Genomic DNA, 19,215 nt, shown 5'->3' with positions numbered 1-19,215 from the left:
TACGTTGCAATTCGGCGGTCTATCAATCAAATTGTTTGTTGTTATGCCAGCCATCAGTGAGGGTTATCCATGAATCTGTTCCAGCTGCGCGCCTTCGACGCCGTGGCCCGGGAAGGCAGCTTTACCCGCGCCGCCGCGCGCCTGTTCATCAGTCAGCCGGCGGTCACCGGACACATCAAGGCGCTGGAGGAGCACTACCAGATCACCTTGCTGCGTCGCACCGCACGCCGGGTGGAACTGACCGAGGAGGGCACCAAACTGGCGGCGATCACCCGCGCCATGTTCGGTCTGGCCGAAGAAGCGCAGACCCTGCTCGACGCCAACCGCCAATTGCTCACCGGGCGTCTCGAAGTGGCGGCGGACGGCCCGCACATGGTCATGCCGATGCTTGCCAGCTTGCGTGCGCGCTATCCGGGGATCACGGTGAATTTGCGTCTGGGCAATGCGCAGGAAACCCTCGCCGCGCTGTTGTCCGAGCATGCCGACGTGGCGGTGCTGACCGAGGTCGAACCGCGCAAGGGCTTGCATCTGCAAGCGTTGAGCGAATCGCGGATCTGCGCGCTGGTGCCGGCGGCGCATGCGTGGGCGCAGCGTGCCGGCGAAGTAGAGCTCAAGGAGCTGGATCAGGTGATCATGGTGTTGCGCGAGCCGAGTTCGATCACCCGGCGTACCTTTGATCAGGCGTGTGCGCAGGCGGCGGTCATTCCGCGAGTGTTGCTGGAACTGGATAGCCGTGAGGCGGTGACCGAAGCGGTGGCGGCGGAGCTGGGGGTGGGTGTGGTGTCTTCGGTGGAGGTCAGCCATGACCCGCGGGTGGTGGCGATTCCGATTGTCGGGGACGGGCTAGTCAATCGGCACATGATTGGCTGCATGGAGCGGCGGCGGGAGTTGCGCCTGATTCAGGCGTTCTTCGGTCTGGCGCCAGGCTGATACACCGTGGTGCGTCCTTCGCGAGCAGGCTCGCTCCCACATTGGAATGCATTTCAACTGTGGGAGCGAGCCTGCTCGCGAAGGGACCAGACCGGTTTACCCAAGACTCTCGCGCACCATATCGAGAAATGTCGCCACCACCCGCCGCGAACTCTGCTCGCGCAAGCACACCAGCGTCTCGGTCAACCGCCGGGTGCAATCGGTGATCGGCAACGCACACACCCGCGAATCCGCGCCAAACTCCGCCGCCGACACCACCCCCACACCGATCCCCACCACCACCGCCTCGCGCGCCGCCTCCCGGCCCTCGACCTGGATTGCCGGACGAATGCGAAAACCGGCGCGGGCCATTTCTTCTTCCAGAGTCTGGCGGGTCACCGAGCCGTGTTCGCGCAGCACCAGTGGCGTGTCGTCGAGATCGGCCAGACAGATCGACTCGCGCTCGGCCCACGGGTGATGGCGCGAAACGAACGCCACCATCGGGTCGTTACGCAGCGGCACGCACAGCAGACGTTCATCAGTGACATCGCGCCCGAGCAGCGCCAGATCGGCCTGATAGTTGAACAGGCGAAACAGCGATTCATCGGTGTTACCGGTCTCGATCTTCACGCTGATCCCCGGATACCGCTCGCAGAACCGCGCGATTTGCGGCAGCACGTGTATCGGTGCGTCCACTGCGAGAATCAGGCTGCCAGTCTGCAACGCCTGGGATTCCTGCAGCAGTTCCTGGGCTTCAGCCTCGATCACAAACAGCCGCTGAGTAATCGCCAGCAGGCGCTCACCGAGATCGGTCAGGCGCACCGAACGCTTGTTGCGATGGAACAGCAACACACCAAAGCGCTCTTCGAGTTTGCGCACCTGGTCGGAAATCGCCGGTTGCGTGAGAAAAAGCCGTTCGGCGGCTTTGGTGAAGCTTCCATGGACGGCCACGGCGTGGAAGGCTTTGAGCTGGGCGTGGGACACCGACATGCAGCCTCCAGTAACAATCTGAACTTATGTGTGAAATACGATAAATCGATTTTATTTATTAAACAGTAATTGCTTTGATCCGCTCACGCCAGCGCTGACTTTCCGCTTGGACAGTAGCGTCGGCGATGAGCCTGTGCGTGCAACAACAGGACTCATCTGACCGCTATCGCCATCAGGGATGGGGCGCTGGCGCAGTGCTCAACAATAAAAAACACAGGCGTTTACTTAACGATTCTGCCGGCACACTCACACCCTGAGGTCAGAACCACAATGAACAAGCACATCGGCACCATTGCGCGTTGGCGCATGCAGATTTTCGCTGTCACCTGGCTCGCGTACGCCGCTTTCTATTTCACCCGCAAAGCATTTTCGGTGGCCAAACTGGGCATCGCCGAAGACCCGACCTTCATGCTCGACAAGATGGCCATGGCCAACCTCGATGCGATCTATCTGGCGGCCTACGCCATCGGCCAATTCACCTGGGGCATGCTCGCCGACCGTTTCGGCCCAAGGGTCGTGGTGCTTGGCGGGCTGCTGATTTCTGCTGGCGCGGCATTGGTGATGGGCAGTTTCGCGACCTTGCCGATCTTCGCCACTTGCATGCTGATCCAGGGGCTGGCGCAGTCCACCGGCTGGTCGGGATTGTGTAAAAACCTTGGGAGTTTCTTCCCGGCGCAGCAGCGTGGGCGGGTGCTCGGATTGTGGAGCTCCTGCTACGCGTTTGGCGGTCTGGTGGCCTCGCCGTTTGCCGGCTGGTGGGCGTATACGCTGATGGGCACCTGGCACGCGGCGTTCATTTCCAGCGCGGCAGTGGTCGCGGTGGTGGCGGTGTTGTTCTTCATTTTTCAGCGCAACAAACCCGAAGACGTCGGCCTGCCGGCGGTTGAACCGGAGCCGGAACTCAGTGCCGCGGAAACCGAAGCCAACAGCAAGCTCAGCGTCTGGGAGCCGTTGAAGGAAATCCTGCGCAACCGCACGGTGCTGGTGCTGGGCCTGGCGTATTTCATGTTGAAACCGGCGCGTTACGCGATTCTGTTGTGGGGGCCGGTGATCGTCTTTGAGCAGATGCCAAGTGTCGGCAAGGTCGGCGCGGCGATCATTCCCACCTCGTTCGAACTGGCCGGTCTGCTCGGGCCGATCATGATCGGTCTGGCCTCGGACAAACTGTTCGGCGCCCGGCGCATGCCGGCCTGCGTCCTCAGTCTGCTGGCACTGACCGTAACTTTGGCGCTATTCATGGGCGCGTTGCACACCGGCAGCGTGATGCTGGTGGTGGCGTTGCTGTTTGTCATGGGCCTGACCCTGTACGGGCCGGATTCGATGATCAGCGGCGCGGCGGCCATCGACTTCGGCAAGGCCAAGGCCGGTGCCACGGCAGCCGGCTTCGTCAACGGTTGCGGCTCGGTCGGCGCGGTGCTCGGCGGATTGCTGCCGGGTTACTTCGATTCGGTGACGGTGTTCATCGTCTTCGCCGGCTGCGCTTTGTTCTCGGCGCTGGTGCTGATTCCGCACTGGAACAGCCGCCCGGTCGGGGTGATGGAACCGCGCGCGGCCATTCCCAATTGCCCGCTGACCATCAAACCCCTGCGTAACTGAAACCCTTGCCTCGCGGCCTGCTGCGGCGTTCGCGGCAGGCTGTGTCGTGGCCATCTGACTGGAGAATCCCATGCGACCGTTTTGGCTAGAGCAAGCCTTGCAGGCCGACCCATCCGCGACGTGCTCGTCGCTGCAAGGCGAAGTGCGCACCGACGTGTGCATCGTCGGCGGCGGCTACACCGGGTTGTGGACGGCGATCATGCTCAAGCAGCAGAACCCGGAACTCGATGTGCTGCTGATCGAAGCCGACATCTGCGGCGCCGGTGCCAGTGGCCGCAACGGTGGTTGCGCGTTGTCGTGGTCGGCCAAGTATTTCACCCTCGAGCGGCTGTTCGGCGTCGAGGAGGCGGTGCGCCTGGTCAAGGAATCCGAGCGCAGCATCCACGCCATCGGCGAGTTCTGCGAACAGTACGGCGTCGATGCCGATTATCGCCTCGACGGCACGCTGTACACCGCCACCAACAAGGCGCAGGTCGGTTCGACCGACGCCGTGATCGCGGCGCTGGAGCGTAACGGCATCAACTCGTTCACGCAGCGCCCGGTGGCCGATGTGCAGCGCATGGCCGGTTCCAGCAAGCATCTGGAAGGCTGGTTCTCGCCAGCGGCGGCCAGTGTGCAGCCGGGCAAACTGGTGCGCGGGCTGCGTCGGGTGGCGTTACAACTGGGCGTGAAGATCCACGAGAACACGGCGATGACCGGCCTGGAGGAGGGCCGTCCGGCGCGTATTCACACCGCTGGGGGCTGCGTGATAGCCGACCGTGTGGTACTGGCGATGAATGCGTGGATGGCCCGGGCGTTTCCACAGTTCGAACGTAGCGTGGCGATTGTCTCCAGTGACATGCTGATCACCGAGCCGCGCCCGGATCTGCTGCAGGAAATCGGTTTGACCAGCGGCGTTACGGTGCTCGATTCGCGGATTTTCGTGCACTACTACCACAACACGCCGGACGGCCGGATCATGCTTGGCAAGGGTGGTAACACGTTTGCGTATGGTGGGCGGATGCTGCCGGTGTTCGATCAGCCTTCGCCATATGCTGGGTTGCTCAAACGCAGTCTCGGCAACTTCTTCCCGGCGTTTGCCGATGTAAAGATCGACGCGACGTGGAACGGGCCGTCGGATCGCTCGGTCACCGGGTTGCCGTTTTTCGGGCAGATGAGTGCCAGTGGCAATGTGTTTTATGGCTTTGGTTATTCCGGCAGTGGCGTCGGGCCGTGTCACATGGGCGGGCAGATTCTTGCCTCGTTGGTGCAGGGGCTCGATAACCCCTGGACCCGTTCGCCGTTGGTGAACGGGCCGCTGGGGTATTTTCCGCCGGAGCCGATTCGGTATCTGGGGTCGTTGATGGTGCGTAATGCGATTCGGCGCAAGGAGCGGGCAGAGGATCATGGGCGGCGGCCGCGGCATCTGGATGTGCGGTTGGCGAAGTTTGCGGCGGCGGCGGGGAAGGCTGACAAGGGGTGATTGGGGGCTGTCGAGCGCTGCGTTCTTTTGGGTTACCGAGTACATATCCGTTTCTGCGGTAACGGCTTCTTATGGTTTCGCTCTTACAGCGACTCACTTTTCCAGACGCCGAAAAGTAAGCAAAAGGCTTGGCCCCGGCGTACGGCCCTCGCCTAGGCTCGGGTTCCTTCGTTACGGGATTCATCCGGGGGGCATCGCCTCCGGTTTGCTTCGCTGCACCTCCTCTCGATGTGTTCGACTTCGTCGAACGGTCGCTGCGCTCCCACCCCCGGATAAACCCCTTCACTCAGCCTGCCGATGGGGCCGGCACGGCAAGATCAAGAGCTTTCGGCGAGCTGACACTCGGCCATTTGAGTGGTGAAAAGCATGCGCTTGGCTTTAGCTCCCTGTGGGAGCTGGCCTGCCAGCGAAGGCGGCCTACGAGCCGACCAGCCTCCAACTGCCCGCACCCAATCCAACTGTGAGAGCTGGCTTGCCAGCGATAGCAATCTCCCAGCCGACCAATCTCCAACAGCCCGCACCCAATCCAACTGTGGGAGCTGGCTTGCCAGCGATAGCAATCTCCCAGCCGACCAATCTCCAACAGCCCACACCCAATTCACTGTGGGAGCGAGCTTGCTCGCGAAGGCGGCCTCCCAGCCGACCCACCTCCAACAGCCCGCACCCAACCCAACTGTAGGAGCTGGCTTGCCAGCGATAGCAATCTCCCAGCCGACCAATCTCCAACAGCCTACACCCAATCCAACTGTGGGAGCGGGCTTGCTCGCGAAGGCGGCCTGCGAGCCGACCCACCTCCAACAGCCCGCACCCAATCCAACTGTGGGAGCTGGCTTGCCAGCGATAGCGACCTCACAACCACCCAGTTTCTTCCAGGTGTACTCAATGCCAATGTCTGCGGCGCTTAGGGATCGGCACCGTGCAGCAGCCAATCGAGCAACAGGCTGCTGTCGCGCGGTGGTGGTGTTTCACTCGGTGGCGCGGGACGCGTGTTGGCGAGGCACAGAATCGGTCGATCCGGGTCGCTGTCGAGGAAGCTGACCCACACCTCACTGCCGGCGCGGGGCAACTGGTGGGTGGCGAGCCGGCCGGCGCCGGTCAGTGCGATTGGCAGCCACAGGCATGCAGACTCAGTTGTCTGCGCCGGCCAGAGGTTGACGCCGATGCGCCCGCGATCATCCAGTTGCGCGGGCTGGCCGGGCGATCCCAGCACTTGTGCCAGATGGTAGCCGCCGATGTTCGGGCGCGGCTGTGCCAATGGCGGGCGAAAATCGCTTGACCAGGGCAGGGCAGTGAAGTCGTTTCGATAGCGATGCACATCAGTGGTCGGGTCGAGGATCGAGGGGTGCTGGCCCTGGTGGTGCAGTTCGGTGATCAGCCATTGTTCATTGAAGGTATTGATCGGATGCTCGCTGATCTGTAACAGATGCCCGCTGCGCAACGCGCTGCAATCGCAGGTGCCCCGGATCGAGCGCGACTGACAGCGCTGGCGCTGCAGATGGCGACGGCTGCGTTGTTCGGCGTGACGCTGTTCGCCGGACAGGTTCTGCGGTGCGAGTGCGGGCACGGGATGGTTGGCCGCGTCGGTGGCGATGGCCTCCTGCCCGCGGTTGCGAATGCCGTGCGCAGCCATCACCGGTGGCGCGTCATGGCGCTGAAACAGCGTGCTGACGCGCGGTGATGGTGTGTCGTCGGTGATGCCAAACGGCACCGGCAACGGTTCCTGCGGCAGGCTGAGGTTGTCATCGGCAAACACCAGCACATGCCCGTTCGGGTGATGTTCGAAGTGATAGTGGATGCCTTCCTCCTCACACAGCCGTTGCACGAAGGCCAGGTCACTTTCTTCGTACTGGATGCAAAAGGGCCGCGGCGGGTATTGGCCGACGCTCATTTCGATCCGGTAACTGTCCGCCGGCAACTCATGCTCGCCGAGCAATTGCGCGAGGATCGTCGGCACGCTCGTTTGCACGAAGACCCGGCGCCGGGGCGGCTGGTCCAGACTCATCAGCAGCGGGACGAGGATCAGCCGGTAGCCGATGCGGTGGCTGGCGCGATGCTCGCAACTGACGCTGTGGATCAGACCGTGGATCCCGTGATCGGCGCCCAGGCGCAGGAACGCCGGTTGGCGCAGCAGACTGCCTGGGGGCAACGCCGGTGCCAGACCGATCATTTCAATCTCGAAGCGAAACGGCTGATTGAGTGCTTCCTTGCCACTGAAACGCAAGACCGGCAGGCACAGCGGGCCGTCGGTCAGGGTCAGGGTGAACGGGGTTTCCTTATCATTGAGCATTCGTACGGGCTCTGTGGGCAATACGGACGGCAGAGGGTACGAAAACGCGAGCACGAATGGTCATGGCTGGTGGGCTTTTCAGAATCGCCCTACAAGTCGTGGTGACGATGTCGATTCAACAATGATTTTTTTGGTCGATTGCCGACTTTAGGCCGTATAAACTTGGCGCCACGCGTCGGCCAATAGATGTCTCGGCGCCACAGATCAAGAGAGTGAGTAATGGGCGCACAGTGGAAGGTTAAACACAAAGAAGCGGCAGCCAACGCCAAGGGCAAGATCTTCGGCAAACTGGTGAAAGAAATCACCATCGCTGCCCGCAACGGTGCCGATACCGCCACCAACGCACACCTGCGTCTGGTGGTCGAGCAGGCCAAGAAAGCCTCGATGCCCAAGGAAACCCTGGACCGCGCCATCAAGAAAGGCGCCGGCCTGCTGGGCGAAACCGTGCAGTACCACCGCGTGACGTACGAAGGTTTCGCACCGCATCAGGTTCCGTTGATCGTCGAGTGCGTCACCGACAACATCAACCGCACCGTCGCGGAAATCCGCGTGGCGTTCCGCAAGGGTCAACTGGGCGCTTCCGGTTCGGTGGCCTGGGACTTCAACCACGTCGGCATGATCGAAGCGTCGCCGGACACCCCGGACGCCGATCCGGAAATGGCCGCGATCGAGGCCGGTGCCCAGGACTTCGAGCCGGGCGAAGAGGGCGCGACCCTGTTCCTGACCGATCCGACCGACCTCGACGCCGTGCAGAAAGCCCTGCCTGAGCAAGGCTTCACGGTGCTGTCGGCCAAACTCGGCTACCAGCCGAAGAACCCGGTCAGCGGCCTGAGCGCCGAGCAGATGGCTGAAGTTGAAGCGTTCCTCGAAGGCCTCGACAACCACGACGACGTGCAGGACATGTTTGTCGGTCTGGCGGGCTAAGATCAAAAGATCGCAGCCTGCGGCAGCTCCTACAGGTGTACACATAACCCTGTAGGAGCTGCCGCAGGCTGCGATCTTTTTGTCATTGTGTGTGCAATACCTGAATCACTTCGCTGAACCCCGGCCGCGCCAGCACGTCCGGCTGACAGCAACGCTGTTCCAGCGCCTCCAGCACCTCGCGTTGTTCATCGCTCAACCCCGCGTCGACGCGCGCCAGCAATTCCCCGAGCAGAACCCCGAACGCCCGCACTTCGATGCGTTGCAGTGCCCGGGTTTCCAGGTTGTCGGTGGTGGCATGGAACGACGCCGCGCCGAAATCCCCGAGCAAGCAATCGCCCTGATCGTTCAGCAGAATGTTGTGGCCGTAGAGGTCGCCGTGGGTGATGCCCTGTTGATGCAAGTGCTCGGCCGCCGAAGCGATGCCCTTGGCAATGTTCAGCGCCACTTCGGCACTGAAGCGGCAGTCCTCGGCATACACATCCCGCGAGCAGCTCGCCAGGCTCGGCAATGCCGCGAGGTTGCGAAAGCTTGGGTCGATCAGTTGCATCACCAGCCCCTGTTGGCCATCGGGATGCCCGTGAATACGGCCTTCCACGCGGATCAGGTTCGGGTGCAGGCCGGCGGTGATGCAGGCGTTCATCTCGTGCAGCGGCGAACCGTCGCTGGTCATTTCACCTTTATAGAGCTTCACCGCGACCGGCACCTGCGAGCCGTCGGCGCGCTGCCACTGCGCCCGGGAAATCACCCCCGAGGCGCCTTCGCCCAGGCGCTGTTCCAGACGCAGCGCCGACCAGTCGATCAGCGGCGTGGCTTCCAGCGCGGCGGCATCGGCTTCGGTTTCCAGCGGATTGCCGGCATACGCCAGCCAGGTCAGGCTCGGCAGGGTCAGCAGCCACTGCGGCAGTTCACGCATCTGGTTGGCGGCGATGCGGATCAGCTCCAGGCGATGGCACTGGCTCATTGAGGCGGGCAGCGCTTGCAGGCGATTGCCGGCCAGCAACAGTTTTTGCAGATACGGGCGCTCACCCAGTTCGGTGGGCAGGCTTTCGATGCAGTTGTCGGTCAGGATCAACCAGCGCAGCAGCGGCGGCAATGCTGGGCCCGGCACGTGGCTGATGCGGTTGGCCTTGAAGCCGATCATCGTCAGCGCCGCGCATTTTCCGACGCATTCCGGCACCTCGGTGAAGCGGTTGTCCGAGCAGAACAGAATGCGCATCCTGGTCAGGCGATGCAGGTCGTCGGGCAGACTGCTCAAGGCGTTGCCGCTGAGGTTGAGCACCTCCAGCGTATCGGCCAGTTCGAAAATCTCCCGGGGGAACTCGGTCAGGCCGCAAGACAGATCCAGCCGGGTAATGCCCGACAACTCGCCGGCGCGCAATTGAGCAAGGGTGTGCATGGGGATGTTCACTATCAAAGGAAAGAAGCGCCGGGCGCTCGGAATGGGCGACATGATAACGGCAAAGCCGGGATTTGCATTGATCTGAACTGGAGGCCCCTTTAATTCCTGTGGGAGCGAGCCTGCTCGCGAAGGCGGAGTGTCAGTTGGCGAAATATTGGCTGACAGGACGCTTTCGCGAGCAGGCTCGCTCCCACAAGGGACTTGAGTGGGTCAGTGGGTTTCCTGCAACTGCCCCAGGCGACTGCGGGTGCGCGCCAGATCGATGGCATTCCCGCCAAGGGCCTCGCGCAGTGGCAAGCGGCTGAGCAGGGTCAGGTGCTTGTCCTGGTCGTAGAGCACGTCGATCAGGTTGATGAAGCGCTGTTGTGCGGCGATCGAGCACTCACCGAGTTCCGGCAGGTCGTCGATGATCCACTGGTCGAAACGCCGACACAGCTCCAGATAATCCATCACCGCTGTCGGTTGCTCGCACACGTCGCTGAAGGCGAAAGCGACCCGGCTGCCATCGCACAGGCGCGCCTGAACGTGTCGGCTGCCCACCGGCAACGCAATGGCCGGGGCACCTTCGGGCGGCAGGTTCAGCGCCTCGCGCTGGGTTGCGGTGGCTGGCCACACATAGTGGCCCTGCGTGAAAACCTGATGCGCATGGTTGCTCGCCTGGCTGCGGTAATCGTGCGGGCCGCCGACCTCCATCACTTGCATTCGGGCGTTGATCAATTCGATCACCGGTTTGAAGCGCGCGTGATAGAGCGGGTTGGGCAGCAAGCCTTCCGGCGGATAGTTGGAAGTCACCAGCAGCAGAATCCCGCGTTCGAACAAGGCCTTGAACAGGCGGGTGATGAGCATCGCATCGCCGATGTCATGCACATGAAATTCGTCGAAACACATTACCCGGCAATCGGCTAACAGCTCGTCGAGGGTGACGCCGAGAGCGTCGTCTTGTTCGCGATGGTTGAACATGCCCTGATGCAACCGGGCAAAGAATTCATGGAAATGCACGCGCTGTTTCTGCGCGGTCGGCAGTGCCTGGAAAAAACCGTCGAGCAGCCAGCTCTTGCCGCGTCCGACCGCGCCATGCAGGTACAGGCTCGGCGGCATTTGCGGCTTGGCGCCGAACAACAGGCTGGCCTGCTGCGCCATGCAATCGATCACCCGCTGTTGGCTGTGGCTGAGGGTGTAACCCTGACCATGGGCCTTGTGCCGGAAATAGTCGCGGATCGACTGGGCATTCGCGTCATGCCCGGCATGCGCGGGCCGGCCCTTGGCGAACCAGCGGCGCAGCGCCGACCAGCGTAGGGTCAGTGGCGATCGTTTGGGCGCTCGAGAGGGCACAGTGCAGTCACTCCGTGTTCATCAGACCGGCGCCCGGGAGCGCGGCGCCGTAGTGTAACCAGAGGCTGCGCCCGGCTTCCATCGCGGCTCGTCGACTGTGGGCGATCACTGAACAGATTTGTGCGGGACGTACAGCTATTTTCAGCGATGTAATTCGCCGTGTTGCCAAACTTTCGAAACATATCCCGGCAGATCCATGGATCCAATCGACTGGCGGATTCGTTGTCCGTTGCTACCCTGAAACACAGTAACGTCATCCAGGATGTTCCCTCACAAGGAATGGGACAGTGATTGTACGTGTGGTGATGGGCCTGCTCGGGGTGCTTGGGGCATCGGTGCATGCGGCGGATCTTCAGGTCGAAGTCCGCGTTGACGTGCAGCGTGGCTGCCAGTTGATCGGCCAACAGCGCGAGGCGGGTATCGAACAATTGGGCGTGCTGGATTTCGGCAGTATTGCGCGTCTCGACGACCCGGCCGGGCCACTGGGTGCGGCGCTGACCAACCAACGGTTGCCACGTCTGGAATGCAACCCTGACACGCCGTATCAACTGCGGGTCGACGGTGGCCTGCATGGTGGCGTTGGCGAGGTTCGCTACATGGCGGGGGCGGCGGGGAGCCAGCCGATTCCATATCGGCTGTATCAGGACGCGGCGCGCCGGGTGCCGCTGGTGGTGAACGTGCCAGTCAGCGGCCGGGTGCCGGACACCGGCACGGTGGAGTTGCCGCTTTACGCGCGGATCGGGCGTCTGGCGCAGGTGCCGCAGGTCAGCCGCTATTCGGATCTGGTGAAAGTCACCGTGACTTGGTGAGTGCAGGATTTCAGGCAATCCGCTGGAGGCGGATTGCGCAGGGAAGGGGCGTTCAATCCTGAACGCAAGGTACGCAGGCATCCTGAAGGAGTAGGACGGACGCTATGACAGGCAAGCACTGGATGGTTATCGCCACGGGTACGTTGCTGTTGCTCGCTGACGACGCACAGGCGGCGATCAGTGGCCAGATCAATGCGCGGCTGATCCTGATCGCCGGGTGCGAAGTCACCAACAGCGCCACCCCGGCGATCCCGGTGAGCAATCTGGGCACCCTCGATTTCGGTCAGCAGGGGCCGACCTGGAACGCGCCGATCAAGGCCAGTCTCGACGGCGACAGCAGCGGCAAGCTGAACGTCGCCTGCAATCCCTCGGTCACCGGTTTCACCGTCACCATCGACGGCGGCAGCCACGGCGACGGCACCACCCGCCGCCTGAGCAACGGGCGCCAGACCCTGCCTTATCAACTCTTTCTGGATGCCTCCGGTAGCCAGCGCTACAGCATTGGTCAACAACACAATTTCGCTGTCACCAGCGGTGCGCAGATACCGATTCCGGTGTTTGGTACGGTGGTGGCGAATACCCGCGCGGTTCCGGCAGGTGTCTACACCGACACGCTGACGGTGACGCTCGACTGGTAACCCCGTAGAGGACGGACACCATGCGCAAGTTTGCATCAAGGATAGGTTTGTCGTTGCTCGGCCTGACGCTGGTTTCCAGTGCCCACGCCGCCACCACGGTCACCGGCCAGATCACCGCCAGCCTGACCCTGATCAGCAGCTGTCAGGTCAACGGTGCCGGCGGCTCCACCGGGCTGAACTTTGGTGCGCTGAACTTCGGCACCGCCAACAGCCTGTTCACCACCGCCAGCGGGCAGGTTCTGGGCGGTGGCGGCGGGGCGCTGTCGATTCTCTGCTCCAGCGGCACGACCCCGGTGGTCAAGGTGCGTGCGGGTGCTCACGATGGGCAGTCGCCGGGCGGCGCTCGCGCGCTGTACGACGGTGTCGCCAACTACGTGCCGTACGACTTCTACACCGATGCCGGGCATTCGCAACTGCTGCCGATCGACGGCACGATCAACCTGGCGACCAGCACTGGCGTGGCGCAGACGGTGAATATCTACGGTCAGGCGGTGGGCAAGGCCGGGTTGCCGGCGGGGACGTACACCGACACCGTCGCTGTTGAATTGACGTTCTGATGCCATGCGCCGCCAAGGCTGTGCCGCGCTGCTCCTGCTCTGTGCGGGCAGTGTGCCGCTGTCACTGGGGGCGGCGACCAGCCAGAGCTTTCAGGTCAGCGCGACCATCACGCCGGGATGCCTGGTGGTGGGCGGGGTGTCGAATTACGGCGGACTGAATTTCGGTTCGAGTTCGGCCCTCGCGACCGGCACGGTGCAAGTGGCATTGACCGGCGGCGTACAGTTGCAATGCACGCCGGGGGTGGCACTGAACATGACGGTCGATGGCGGCCAGTACAACAGCAGCGGTCGCCACATGCAGATCAACAGCGGCAGTGCGCGGGTGGCGTATGCGCTGTTCCGCGATGCGGCTTACAGCCAGAGCCTGGGCATCGGCCAGAGCGTGGCGGTGGCCTATAGCGATGCGAACAACATCAGCCTGCCGATTTACGGTCAGGTGCAATTGCCGGGCAATCAGCCCGGGGGGACATACAGCGACGTGTTGCAGGTGCAGCTGTCGTGGTAAAGCGACATTTGAATGGCCGACAAGGAGCAGGTTCATGGGGGCAGTTACGTCTGGGCATTCGTTGTTGCAGGGCGCGTTGCTGGCGCTGGTCATGCTCGGGGCCGGCCATGCGCAGGCCGCCAGCTCGGTGCTGATCTGGCCGATCGATCCGGTGTTGGAGGCCGATCAACAGGCCAGTGCGCTATGGCTGGAAAACCGTGGCACGGAAACCGCCAACCTGCAGATCCGCGTGTTCGGCTGGAGCCAGAGCGGCTTTGCAGAGCAATACCAGAACCAGCGCGATATGATCGGCAGCCCGCCAGTGGCGAAGATCGAGCCGGGGCAAAAACAACTGGTGCGCCTGACCCGGACCAAGGATGTGCCGCCGGGGCAGGAACTGGCTTACCGGATCATCATCGACGAAATCCCTTCCGCCCAGCCGCCGGCCGCCGAGGGCGGCAAAACCGCAGCCGCGATCCGCTTTCAGATGCGCTATTCGGTGCCCTTGTTTGCCTACGGCGCGGGGCTGTGGAGCAAGGAAGACAGCACCCGCCCGCGTGATCCCAAGGGTATCGGTGTGCCGCAACTGAGCTGGCGCACGGTGGCGGTGGACGGTCGACCGTATATCGAAGTGCGCAATCAGGGCGCGGTGCATGCGCGGCTGACCGACGTGGCGATCAAACAGGGTGGACAGAGCAAGCCATTGGCCGAAGGCCTGCTGGGTTATGTGCTGCCGGGCGCGGTGATGCGCTGGCCGGCACCTGGAGCGTTGGCGAGTGAGTCGGCGTTGCAAGTGCGAGTCAATGGCGGGGCGCAGGTGCAGAGCATTGCGCCGGGACGCTGAAAAGGGAGCCATGCCGAGTGGACTTTTGTGGCGAGGGAGCTTGCTCCCGCTGGGTTGCGATGCAGCCCCAAGCCATGTCAGGCAGTTCGCTTAAACAGTTCTGACGACGGCTGCGCCGCCGAGCGGGAGCAAGCTCCCTCGCCACAATGAATGCATCGTGTCGTCAAAATTCCAGAGAAAGATAACTGGCTTTGGCAAGAGTGGCATCAGGAGGATCGAGTCCATTGACGGACGTAAAGCGTGTATGAGCCCGGGATGGGCTCGTCGTATTCAGCGTCCGTTGTGGCTCATGACCGGCGCGTGTTGCCTGATGTTCGTGCAACCATCCGAGGCCGGCGAACTGCCGCCACCGCCCAGCGGCATGGAGGCCGTGAGTGATGCACAGTTGTTTCTGGAGTTGGTGGTCAATCAGATGAACACCGGGCGGGTGGTGGCGGTGCAGCAACGTGACGGGCATCTGTTTTTGCCGGCCAGCGTATTGGCTGAAAACGGGATGAAATTGCCGGGCAATCCTGGTGCTGAAGTTGATCTCGACGGCCTGCCTGGACTGCACAGCGAATACGACAGTGTCGGCCAGCGCCTGCTGCTGGTGGTGCCACCGCAGTGGCTGCCGGATCAGTTCATCGGTAATCGCGAGAACTATCCGCGCACCCCGGCGCTGAGCAGTTTCGGCGCGTTGTTCAACTATGACCTGTACCTCAACGACACCGACGATGCCGGCACTTATCTGGCGGCGTGGAACGAGGTGCGGCTGTTCGACAGTTGGGGCACGTTGTCCAACACCGGGCAGTACCGGCGCACCTTGTCCGGCGATTCGGTCAGCACACTGGACAACGGTTACCTGCGCTACGACACCACCTGGCGTTACTCCGACGACGAGCGAATGCTCACCTACGAAGGCGGGGATGTGATCAGCGGTGCCTTGCCGTGGAGCAATTCGGTGCGTCTGGGCGGCGTGCAGTTCTCACGGGATTTTGCCGTGCGCCCGGATCTGGTGACTTATCCGTTACCGCAGTTCGCCGGTGAGGCCGCGGTGCCGTCGTCGGTGGATCTGTTCATCAACGGCTACAAGTCGAGCAGCACCGACCTGCAACCGGGTCCGTATACCCTGACCAACATTCCCTTCATCAACGGCGCCGGTGAGGCCGTGGTGGTGACCACCGATGCGCTGGGGCGGCAGGTGTCGACCACGGTGCCGTTCTATGTCACCAGCAGTCTGCTGCAAAAAGGCCTGAGTGATTTCTCGGTGGCGGCCGGTACGTTGCGCCGCGATTACGGTTTGAAGGACTTCAGCTATGGCCCTGGCGTGACCTCCGGCAGCCTGCGCTACGGTGTCAGCGACAGCTTCACCCTGGAAAGCCACGCCGAAGCGGCTGACTCGCTGACCCTCGGCGGGATCGGCGGCAATTGGCGTCTGGGCAATTTCGGCGTACTCAACAGCGCCATCAGTCAGAGCCGATTCGACGGCGACGGCGGCGAGCAGTTGAGTCTCGGTTATCAGTACAGCAGCCAGCGCTACAGTTTTTCCTGGCAGCGCCTGCAACGCCGCGATCAGTACGCCGACCTCAGCGTGATCGACAGCCCTTATATCAGCCTCAGCCGGCGCAGCGAGCAGGCGACCCTGAGCGTCAACCTAGAGCGCTGGGGCAGCCTCGGTGCCGGTTATTTCGATGTGCGCGCGGCGGACGATTCGCGCACGCGTCTGCTCAACCTGAGCTGGAGCAAACCGCTGTGGCGCAACAGCAGCTTCTATCTGTCGGCCAACCGCGAGATCGGCGACAGCCACTGGGCGGTGCAAGCGCAACTGGTGATCCCGTTCGATCTGCGCGGCAGCCTGGCGATCAGCAGCGAGCGCAGCAAGACCGGGCAGAGTCAGCAGCGGGTCAATTACAGTCGTTCGGTGCCGACCGAGGGCGGGGTCGGTTTCAATCTGGGGTATGCCAAGGGTGATGGCCCCGATTATCGTCAGGCTGATGTGACCTGGCGTCTGCAATCGGTGCAGTTGCAGGCCGGGGTTTACGGCACCTCAGACGCCGAGACCCGTTGGGCCGATGCCAGTGGCTCGCTGGTGTGGATGGACCGCCAGGTGTTCGCCGCCAATCGCATCGACGACGCGTTTGTGGTGGTCAGCACCGATGGTTTCGCCGACATTCCGGTGCGCTACGAAAACCAGCAGGTCGGTCAAACCGATAAAAACGGCCACTTGCTGGTGCCGTGGAGCAGCGCGTACTACCGCGGCAAATACGAAATCGATCCGCTGAATCTGCCGGCCAACGTGCGCAGCCCCAACGTCGAACAGCGCATCGCCGTACGCCGTGGCAGCGGTTATTTGCTGGAGTTTCCACTGACCCGGGTAATCGCCGCGAGCATCGTGCTGGTGGATGCGCAGCAACGCGAGCTGCCATTGGGTGCGGGGGTGCTTCATGAGCAGAGCGGTACGCGCACGGTGGTCGGTTGGGACGGCTTGGTCTATCTGGAAAACCTCCAGGCGCAGAACTCGTTGCAGGTGACGCTGGCCGACGGCAAGACCTGCAACGCGCAATTCGCCGTGGACATGCAGCAAAGCCAGGTGCCGCTGATCGGCCCGTTGGTGTGCCAATGAACGCGGCGCGGATTTGCCTGTGTCTGGCGTTGCTGCTGCCGGGGATGGCGCAGGCCTTGTGTTCGGTGGTCAGCACCACGCCGGCGGCGTTCGGTTCGATCAGTTCGATTGCCGTGCGCACCACGACGCAGCCCAGTTCCACGCTCAATGCCGGGTTGAGTTGTACCGGTTCGCTGTTGTCATTGCTGACCAGCAACGACCATTTCTACGCCACCATCACCTCGACCCAGAGTGGTTTGCTCGGGCCGAGCGGCGACGTCATCGGCTACACGATCTACGCCAACAACAGCACCAGCTACCCGGTCACCCGTGGCAGCGCCTTCGACTTCGCCCGTAACGGCATTATCGATGCCTTGGGATTGCTCAACGGCACCACCCCGAAAACCGTGCCGCTGTACTTGGGCACGACCATTGGCAGTAACGTCGCCGCCGGGGTTTATACGGAAACCCTGAGCATTTTCTGGAACTGGAATTACTGCTCCGGGATCGGTATCGGCAGTGTTTGTCTGGGGCGTGACATCAATAGCGGTACGGCGACGCTGACGGTGAACCTGACCGTGTCCAACGACTGCACGATTACCGCGCCGAACATTGCCTTTGGCAGTGCACCGGTGATCAGCGCTTTTACCCCGGTGACCGGGCAGACCATCAACCTGGCCTGTACCAAGGGCAGCGCCTACACCGTCGGTTTGAGCGACGGGCAGAACCCGGTCAGTGTCGGCGGTCGGCGGCGGATGATTTCCGGAAGTAATTATCTGGCCTACGACATCTTCAAAAGCGCCGGGACTACTCGTTGGGGCAGTGTCGGCAGTGCGCGCCGGTCGAGCACTGACGCCGAGGTCAATCCAGGAAATGGTCTGGGCACCGGAAGTCAGATCTTCAACTACAACGCGAAGATCTACACCGATCAGACCACACCGCCGGCGGGGACGTACCTGGACAATGTGGTGCTCGATGTAGGGTTCTGACTCATACGATGACCCCTGTGGGAGCGGGCTTGCTCGCGAATACGGTGTGTCATTCAGCAATGATGGTGGCTGATCTACCGCTTTCGCGAGCAAGCCCGCTCCCACAGGGGGATTGGCGCAGTTTTCACAATGGCAGTGACTGCCTCAATTGCTGCACCGCCGGCGAATCCGTCGGGCTGACCATCGCATAGTTGTACCCGCCACCGGACCAGTAATCGGCCTGCAGATCGCCGTCGCTGCGACTGCCGCGAGGCAGGAAGGTGTTCTTCGGCCCCGGTGGCCGCACATAGAAACTGACCTTGTGGCCGCTGCGATCCTCATACACCACCATCGCCGCCGGGCCTTCATCGGTGCTGAGCAGGCGGCCACTGACCGGTTCGAAACCGGCGGATTTCAGATCCGGCAAGCGACTGGCCTGGGTGAAATAGCGGTCGAGCCAATGCTGCATGTCGCCGTCACTGGCAACCTTGTAGTCCGCCGGCAATATCCCTTGCTGGGCGATCAAACGATAGGCCTGCAAGGCGTCGGTCATCGGCAACATCGAAGACCTCACGAGGGTCATTTCCCGCGCCTGCCAGCCACTGAACCCGCCGATGCCGACCGCGATCAGCAACACCGCCGCGCTGGCCAGGTGACGACGCGACTGACGCTTGAGGCGCTGGCGAATCAGCGCCGGATCGAGTTCCGGATTGGCCGGTTGCTGCAAGGCACCGCCCAGGGCTGCGCGCAACAACTGGGCGTCGTGCTGCCAGGCGCGCACCTGCGCGGCGGCTTCCGGGTGAGTGGTCAGCCAGGTGTCGACCAGACGCCGGTCGGCCTCGTTGAGTTGATGGTCGACGTACGCGTGCAGGTCACGCTCACTGGGAGGCATGCTGATCATTTGAGTATCCGCAAAGAAGGGCTGCTGATTTCGCCGTCGCTGAGCTGGCGCAAGGCCTGGCGGGCGCGGGACAGGCGCGACATCACCGTGCCGGTGGGGACGTCGAGGATGTCCGCGACTTCCTTGTAGCTCAGGCCTTCGACCGAGACCATCAGCAACAGCGCGCGTTGTTCGGTGGGCAGGCGATCGAAGGCTTGCAGGGTCGATTGGGCGATCACGGTGCGCTCGACCGAGGGTTCGGCGTCGTCGCGACCGGTGAAGAATTCGAGCATCCGCGCATAACGGCGCGAGCGTCGGTGGGCGTCGAGAAACTGCCGATAGAGGATCGCGAACAGCCATGCGCGCACATCACCCTCGGCGCGTTTCGCGCTCCAGCCGGACAGAGCCCGCTCGAGGCTGGCCTGCACCAGATCGTCGGCGCTGCTGCTGTTGCGGGTCAACGACACGGCAAAGCGGCGCAATCTGGGAATGATTTCTCTCAACTGTTCGTCGAATTCGCTCATGAATTTCTGCTAGTCACTACGCTGTGGACTA

At 62.6% G+C, this 19,215-nt stretch carries 17 protein-coding genes; 11 read left to right on the top strand and 6 right to left on the bottom strand.

Annotation, left to right across the window (positions count from 1 at the left end; translation table 11 throughout):
* Positions 1-69 precede the first annotated feature (69 nt).
* Positions 70-930, top strand: a complete 861-nt coding sequence (locus QRN61_RS10025) for a LysR substrate-binding domain-containing protein (RefSeq protein WP_285373701.1) — start codon at positions 70-72, stop codon at positions 928-930.
* 96 nt (positions 931-1,026) lie between these two features.
* Here QRN61_RS10025 and QRN61_RS10020 read toward each other — a convergent pair whose 3' ends face one another.
* The gene (locus QRN61_RS10020; RefSeq protein WP_096795687.1) at positions 1,027-1,899 is read right to left on the bottom strand and encodes a LysR family transcriptional regulator; all 873 of its coding nucleotides are present in this window, start codon (positions 1,897-1,899) and stop codon (positions 1,027-1,029) included.
* 270 nt (positions 1,900-2,169) lie between these two features.
* On the opposite strand from QRN61_RS10020, the gene QRN61_RS10015 reads away from it, so the two are divergent.
* The gene (locus tag QRN61_RS10015; RefSeq protein ID WP_103369265.1) at positions 2,170-3,495 is read left to right on the top strand and encodes an MFS transporter; all 1,326 of its coding nucleotides are present in this window, start codon (positions 2,170-2,172) and stop codon (positions 3,493-3,495) included.
* Positions 3,496-3,565: 70 nt separating this feature from the next.
* Positions 3,566-4,957 (top strand): FAD-dependent oxidoreductase, encoded by a 1,392-nt coding sequence (locus QRN61_RS10010; RefSeq protein ID WP_285373700.1) that lies wholly within the window; start codon positions 3,566-3,568, stop codon positions 4,955-4,957.
* Between the two features lie 901 nt (positions 4,958-5,858).
* Here the strand turns inward: QRN61_RS10010 and QRN61_RS10005 are convergent.
* On the bottom strand, positions 5,859-7,244 hold the full coding sequence (locus tag QRN61_RS10005) for a type VI secretion system Vgr family protein (RefSeq protein WP_285373699.1): 1,386 nt from the start codon (positions 7,242-7,244) through the stop codon (positions 5,859-5,861).
* 219 nt (positions 7,245-7,463) lie between these two features.
* Between QRN61_RS10005 and QRN61_RS10000 the strand changes: the two genes are divergently transcribed.
* Positions 7,464-8,168 carry a YebC/PmpR family DNA-binding transcriptional regulator gene (locus tag QRN61_RS10000; RefSeq protein ID WP_027614601.1) on the top strand — a complete coding sequence of 235 codons (705 nt, stop codon included), beginning with the start codon at positions 7,464-7,466 and terminating at the stop codon, positions 8,166-8,168.
* 82 nt (positions 8,169-8,250) lie between these two features.
* Here QRN61_RS10000 and QRN61_RS09995 read toward each other — a convergent pair whose 3' ends face one another.
* Together QRN61_RS09995 and zapE are read right to left on the bottom strand one after the other, a co-directional pair.
* Positions 8,251-9,564 (bottom strand): protein kinase, encoded by a 1,314-nt coding sequence (locus QRN61_RS09995; protein WP_285373698.1) that lies wholly within the window; start codon positions 9,562-9,564, stop codon positions 8,251-8,253.
* A gap of 213 nt (positions 9,565-9,777) precedes the next feature.
* The gene (zapE, locus tag QRN61_RS09990; protein WP_285373697.1) at positions 9,778-10,899 is read right to left on the bottom strand and encodes a cell division protein ZapE; all 1,122 of its coding nucleotides are present in this window, start codon (positions 10,897-10,899) and stop codon (positions 9,778-9,780) included.
* 287 nt (positions 10,900-11,186) lie between these two features.
* Here zapE and QRN61_RS09985 point away from each other — a divergent pair, with 287 nt between their 5' ends.
* The 7 genes from QRN61_RS09985 (at position 11,187) to QRN61_RS09955 (ending at position 17,801) form a co-directional block, all read left to right on the top strand.
* On the top strand, positions 11,187-11,708 hold the full coding sequence (locus QRN61_RS09985) for a Csu type fimbrial protein (protein ID WP_096795682.1): 522 nt from the start codon (positions 11,187-11,189) through the stop codon (positions 11,706-11,708).
* A gap of 104 nt (positions 11,709-11,812) precedes the next feature.
* The gene (locus QRN61_RS09980; protein ID WP_096795681.1) at positions 11,813-12,346 is read left to right on the top strand and encodes a Csu type fimbrial protein; all 534 of its coding nucleotides are present in this window, start codon (positions 11,813-11,815) and stop codon (positions 12,344-12,346) included.
* Between the two features lie 20 nt (positions 12,347-12,366).
* Positions 12,367-12,903 carry a Csu type fimbrial protein gene (locus tag QRN61_RS09975; RefSeq protein WP_027614606.1) on the top strand — a complete coding sequence of 179 codons (537 nt, stop codon included), beginning with the start codon at positions 12,367-12,369 and terminating at the stop codon, positions 12,901-12,903.
* A gap of 4 nt (positions 12,904-12,907) precedes the next feature.
* Positions 12,908-13,408 carry a Csu type fimbrial protein gene (locus QRN61_RS09970; protein WP_096795680.1) on the top strand — a complete coding sequence of 167 codons (501 nt, stop codon included), beginning with the start codon at positions 12,908-12,910 and terminating at the stop codon, positions 13,406-13,408.
* Positions 13,409-13,442: 34 nt separating this feature from the next.
* Entirely contained in the window at positions 13,443-14,231 is a 789-nt protein-coding gene (locus tag QRN61_RS09965) for a fimbrial biogenesis chaperone (RefSeq protein WP_285373696.1), read from the top strand.
* A 244-nt stretch (positions 14,232-14,475) separates the two neighbouring features.
* Complete coding sequence (locus tag QRN61_RS09960) at positions 14,476-16,833, top strand: fimbria/pilus outer membrane usher protein (protein ID WP_285373695.1); 2,358 nt, start codon at positions 14,476-14,478, stop codon at positions 16,831-16,833.
* Positions 16,830-17,801, top strand: coding sequence for a Csu type fimbrial protein (locus QRN61_RS09955; RefSeq protein WP_285373694.1), 972 nt, complete (start codon positions 16,830-16,832; stop codon positions 17,799-17,801). The genes QRN61_RS09960 and QRN61_RS09955 overlap by 4 nt, the downstream gene beginning before the upstream one ends.
* Before the next feature lie 124 nt (positions 17,802-17,925).
* Here the strand turns inward: QRN61_RS09955 and QRN61_RS09950 are convergent, their stop codons facing one another.
* Positions 17,926-18,681: an anti-sigma factor family protein gene (locus QRN61_RS09950; protein ID WP_285373693.1), complete on the bottom strand. Its 756-nt coding sequence runs from the start codon at positions 18,679-18,681 to the stop codon at positions 17,926-17,928.
* Positions 18,678-19,184 (bottom strand): RNA polymerase sigma factor, encoded by a 507-nt coding sequence (locus QRN61_RS09945; RefSeq protein WP_247268586.1) that lies wholly within the window; start codon positions 19,182-19,184, stop codon positions 18,678-18,680. Before QRN61_RS09945 ends, QRN61_RS09950 begins: the two co-directional genes overlap by 4 nt.
* Positions 19,185-19,215 lie beyond the last annotated feature (31 nt).

Origin of the sequence: Pseudomonas sp. lyk4-TYG-107 (assembly GCF_030209055.1) — a bacterium.
In the GTDB taxonomy this organism is placed as follows: Bacteria; Pseudomonadota; Gammaproteobacteria; order Pseudomonadales; family Pseudomonadaceae; genus Aquipseudomonas; species Aquipseudomonas putida_A.
This window is presented reverse-complemented; position numbering and strand designations above follow the sequence as displayed.

Coding starts and splice junctions, on each gene's coding strand:
- QRN61_RS10025 (WP_285373701.1), top strand. CDS start 70: ATGAATCTGTTCCAGCTGCGCGCCTTCGACGCCGTGGCCCGGGAAGGC.
- QRN61_RS10020 (WP_096795687.1), bottom strand. CDS start 1,899: ATGTCGGTGTCCCACGCCCAGCTCAAAGCCTTCCACGCCGTGGCCGTC.
- QRN61_RS10015 (WP_103369265.1), top strand. CDS start 2,170: ATGAACAAGCACATCGGCACCATTGCGCGTTGGCGCATGCAGATTTTC.
- QRN61_RS10010 (WP_285373700.1), top strand. CDS start 3,566: ATGCGACCGTTTTGGCTAGAGCAAGCCTTGCAGGCCGACCCATCCGCG.
- QRN61_RS10005 (WP_285373699.1), bottom strand. CDS start 7,244: ATGCTCAATGATAAGGAAACCCCGTTCACCCTGACCCTGACCGACGGC.
- QRN61_RS10000 (WP_027614601.1), top strand. CDS start 7,464: ATGGGCGCACAGTGGAAGGTTAAACACAAAGAAGCGGCAGCCAACGCC.
- QRN61_RS09995 (WP_285373698.1), bottom strand. CDS start 9,564: ATGCACACCCTTGCTCAATTGCGCGCCGGCGAGTTGTCGGGCATTACC.
- QRN61_RS09980 (WP_096795681.1), top strand. CDS start 11,813: ATGACAGGCAAGCACTGGATGGTTATCGCCACGGGTACGTTGCTGTTG.
- QRN61_RS09975 (WP_027614606.1), top strand. CDS start 12,367: ATGCGCAAGTTTGCATCAAGGATAGGTTTGTCGTTGCTCGGCCTGACG.
- QRN61_RS09970 (WP_096795680.1), top strand. CDS start 12,908: ATGCGCCGCCAAGGCTGTGCCGCGCTGCTCCTGCTCTGTGCGGGCAGT.
- QRN61_RS09965 (WP_285373696.1), top strand. CDS start 13,443: ATGGGGGCAGTTACGTCTGGGCATTCGTTGTTGCAGGGCGCGTTGCTG.
- QRN61_RS09960 (WP_285373695.1), top strand. CDS start 14,476: ATGAGCCCGGGATGGGCTCGTCGTATTCAGCGTCCGTTGTGGCTCATG.
- QRN61_RS09955 (WP_285373694.1), top strand. CDS start 16,830: ATGAACGCGGCGCGGATTTGCCTGTGTCTGGCGTTGCTGCTGCCGGGG.
- QRN61_RS09950 (WP_285373693.1), bottom strand. CDS start 18,681: ATGATCAGCATGCCTCCCAGTGAGCGTGACCTGCACGCGTACGTCGAC.
- QRN61_RS09945 (WP_247268586.1), bottom strand. CDS start 19,184: ATGAGCGAATTCGACGAACAGTTGAGAGAAATCATTCCCAGATTGCGC.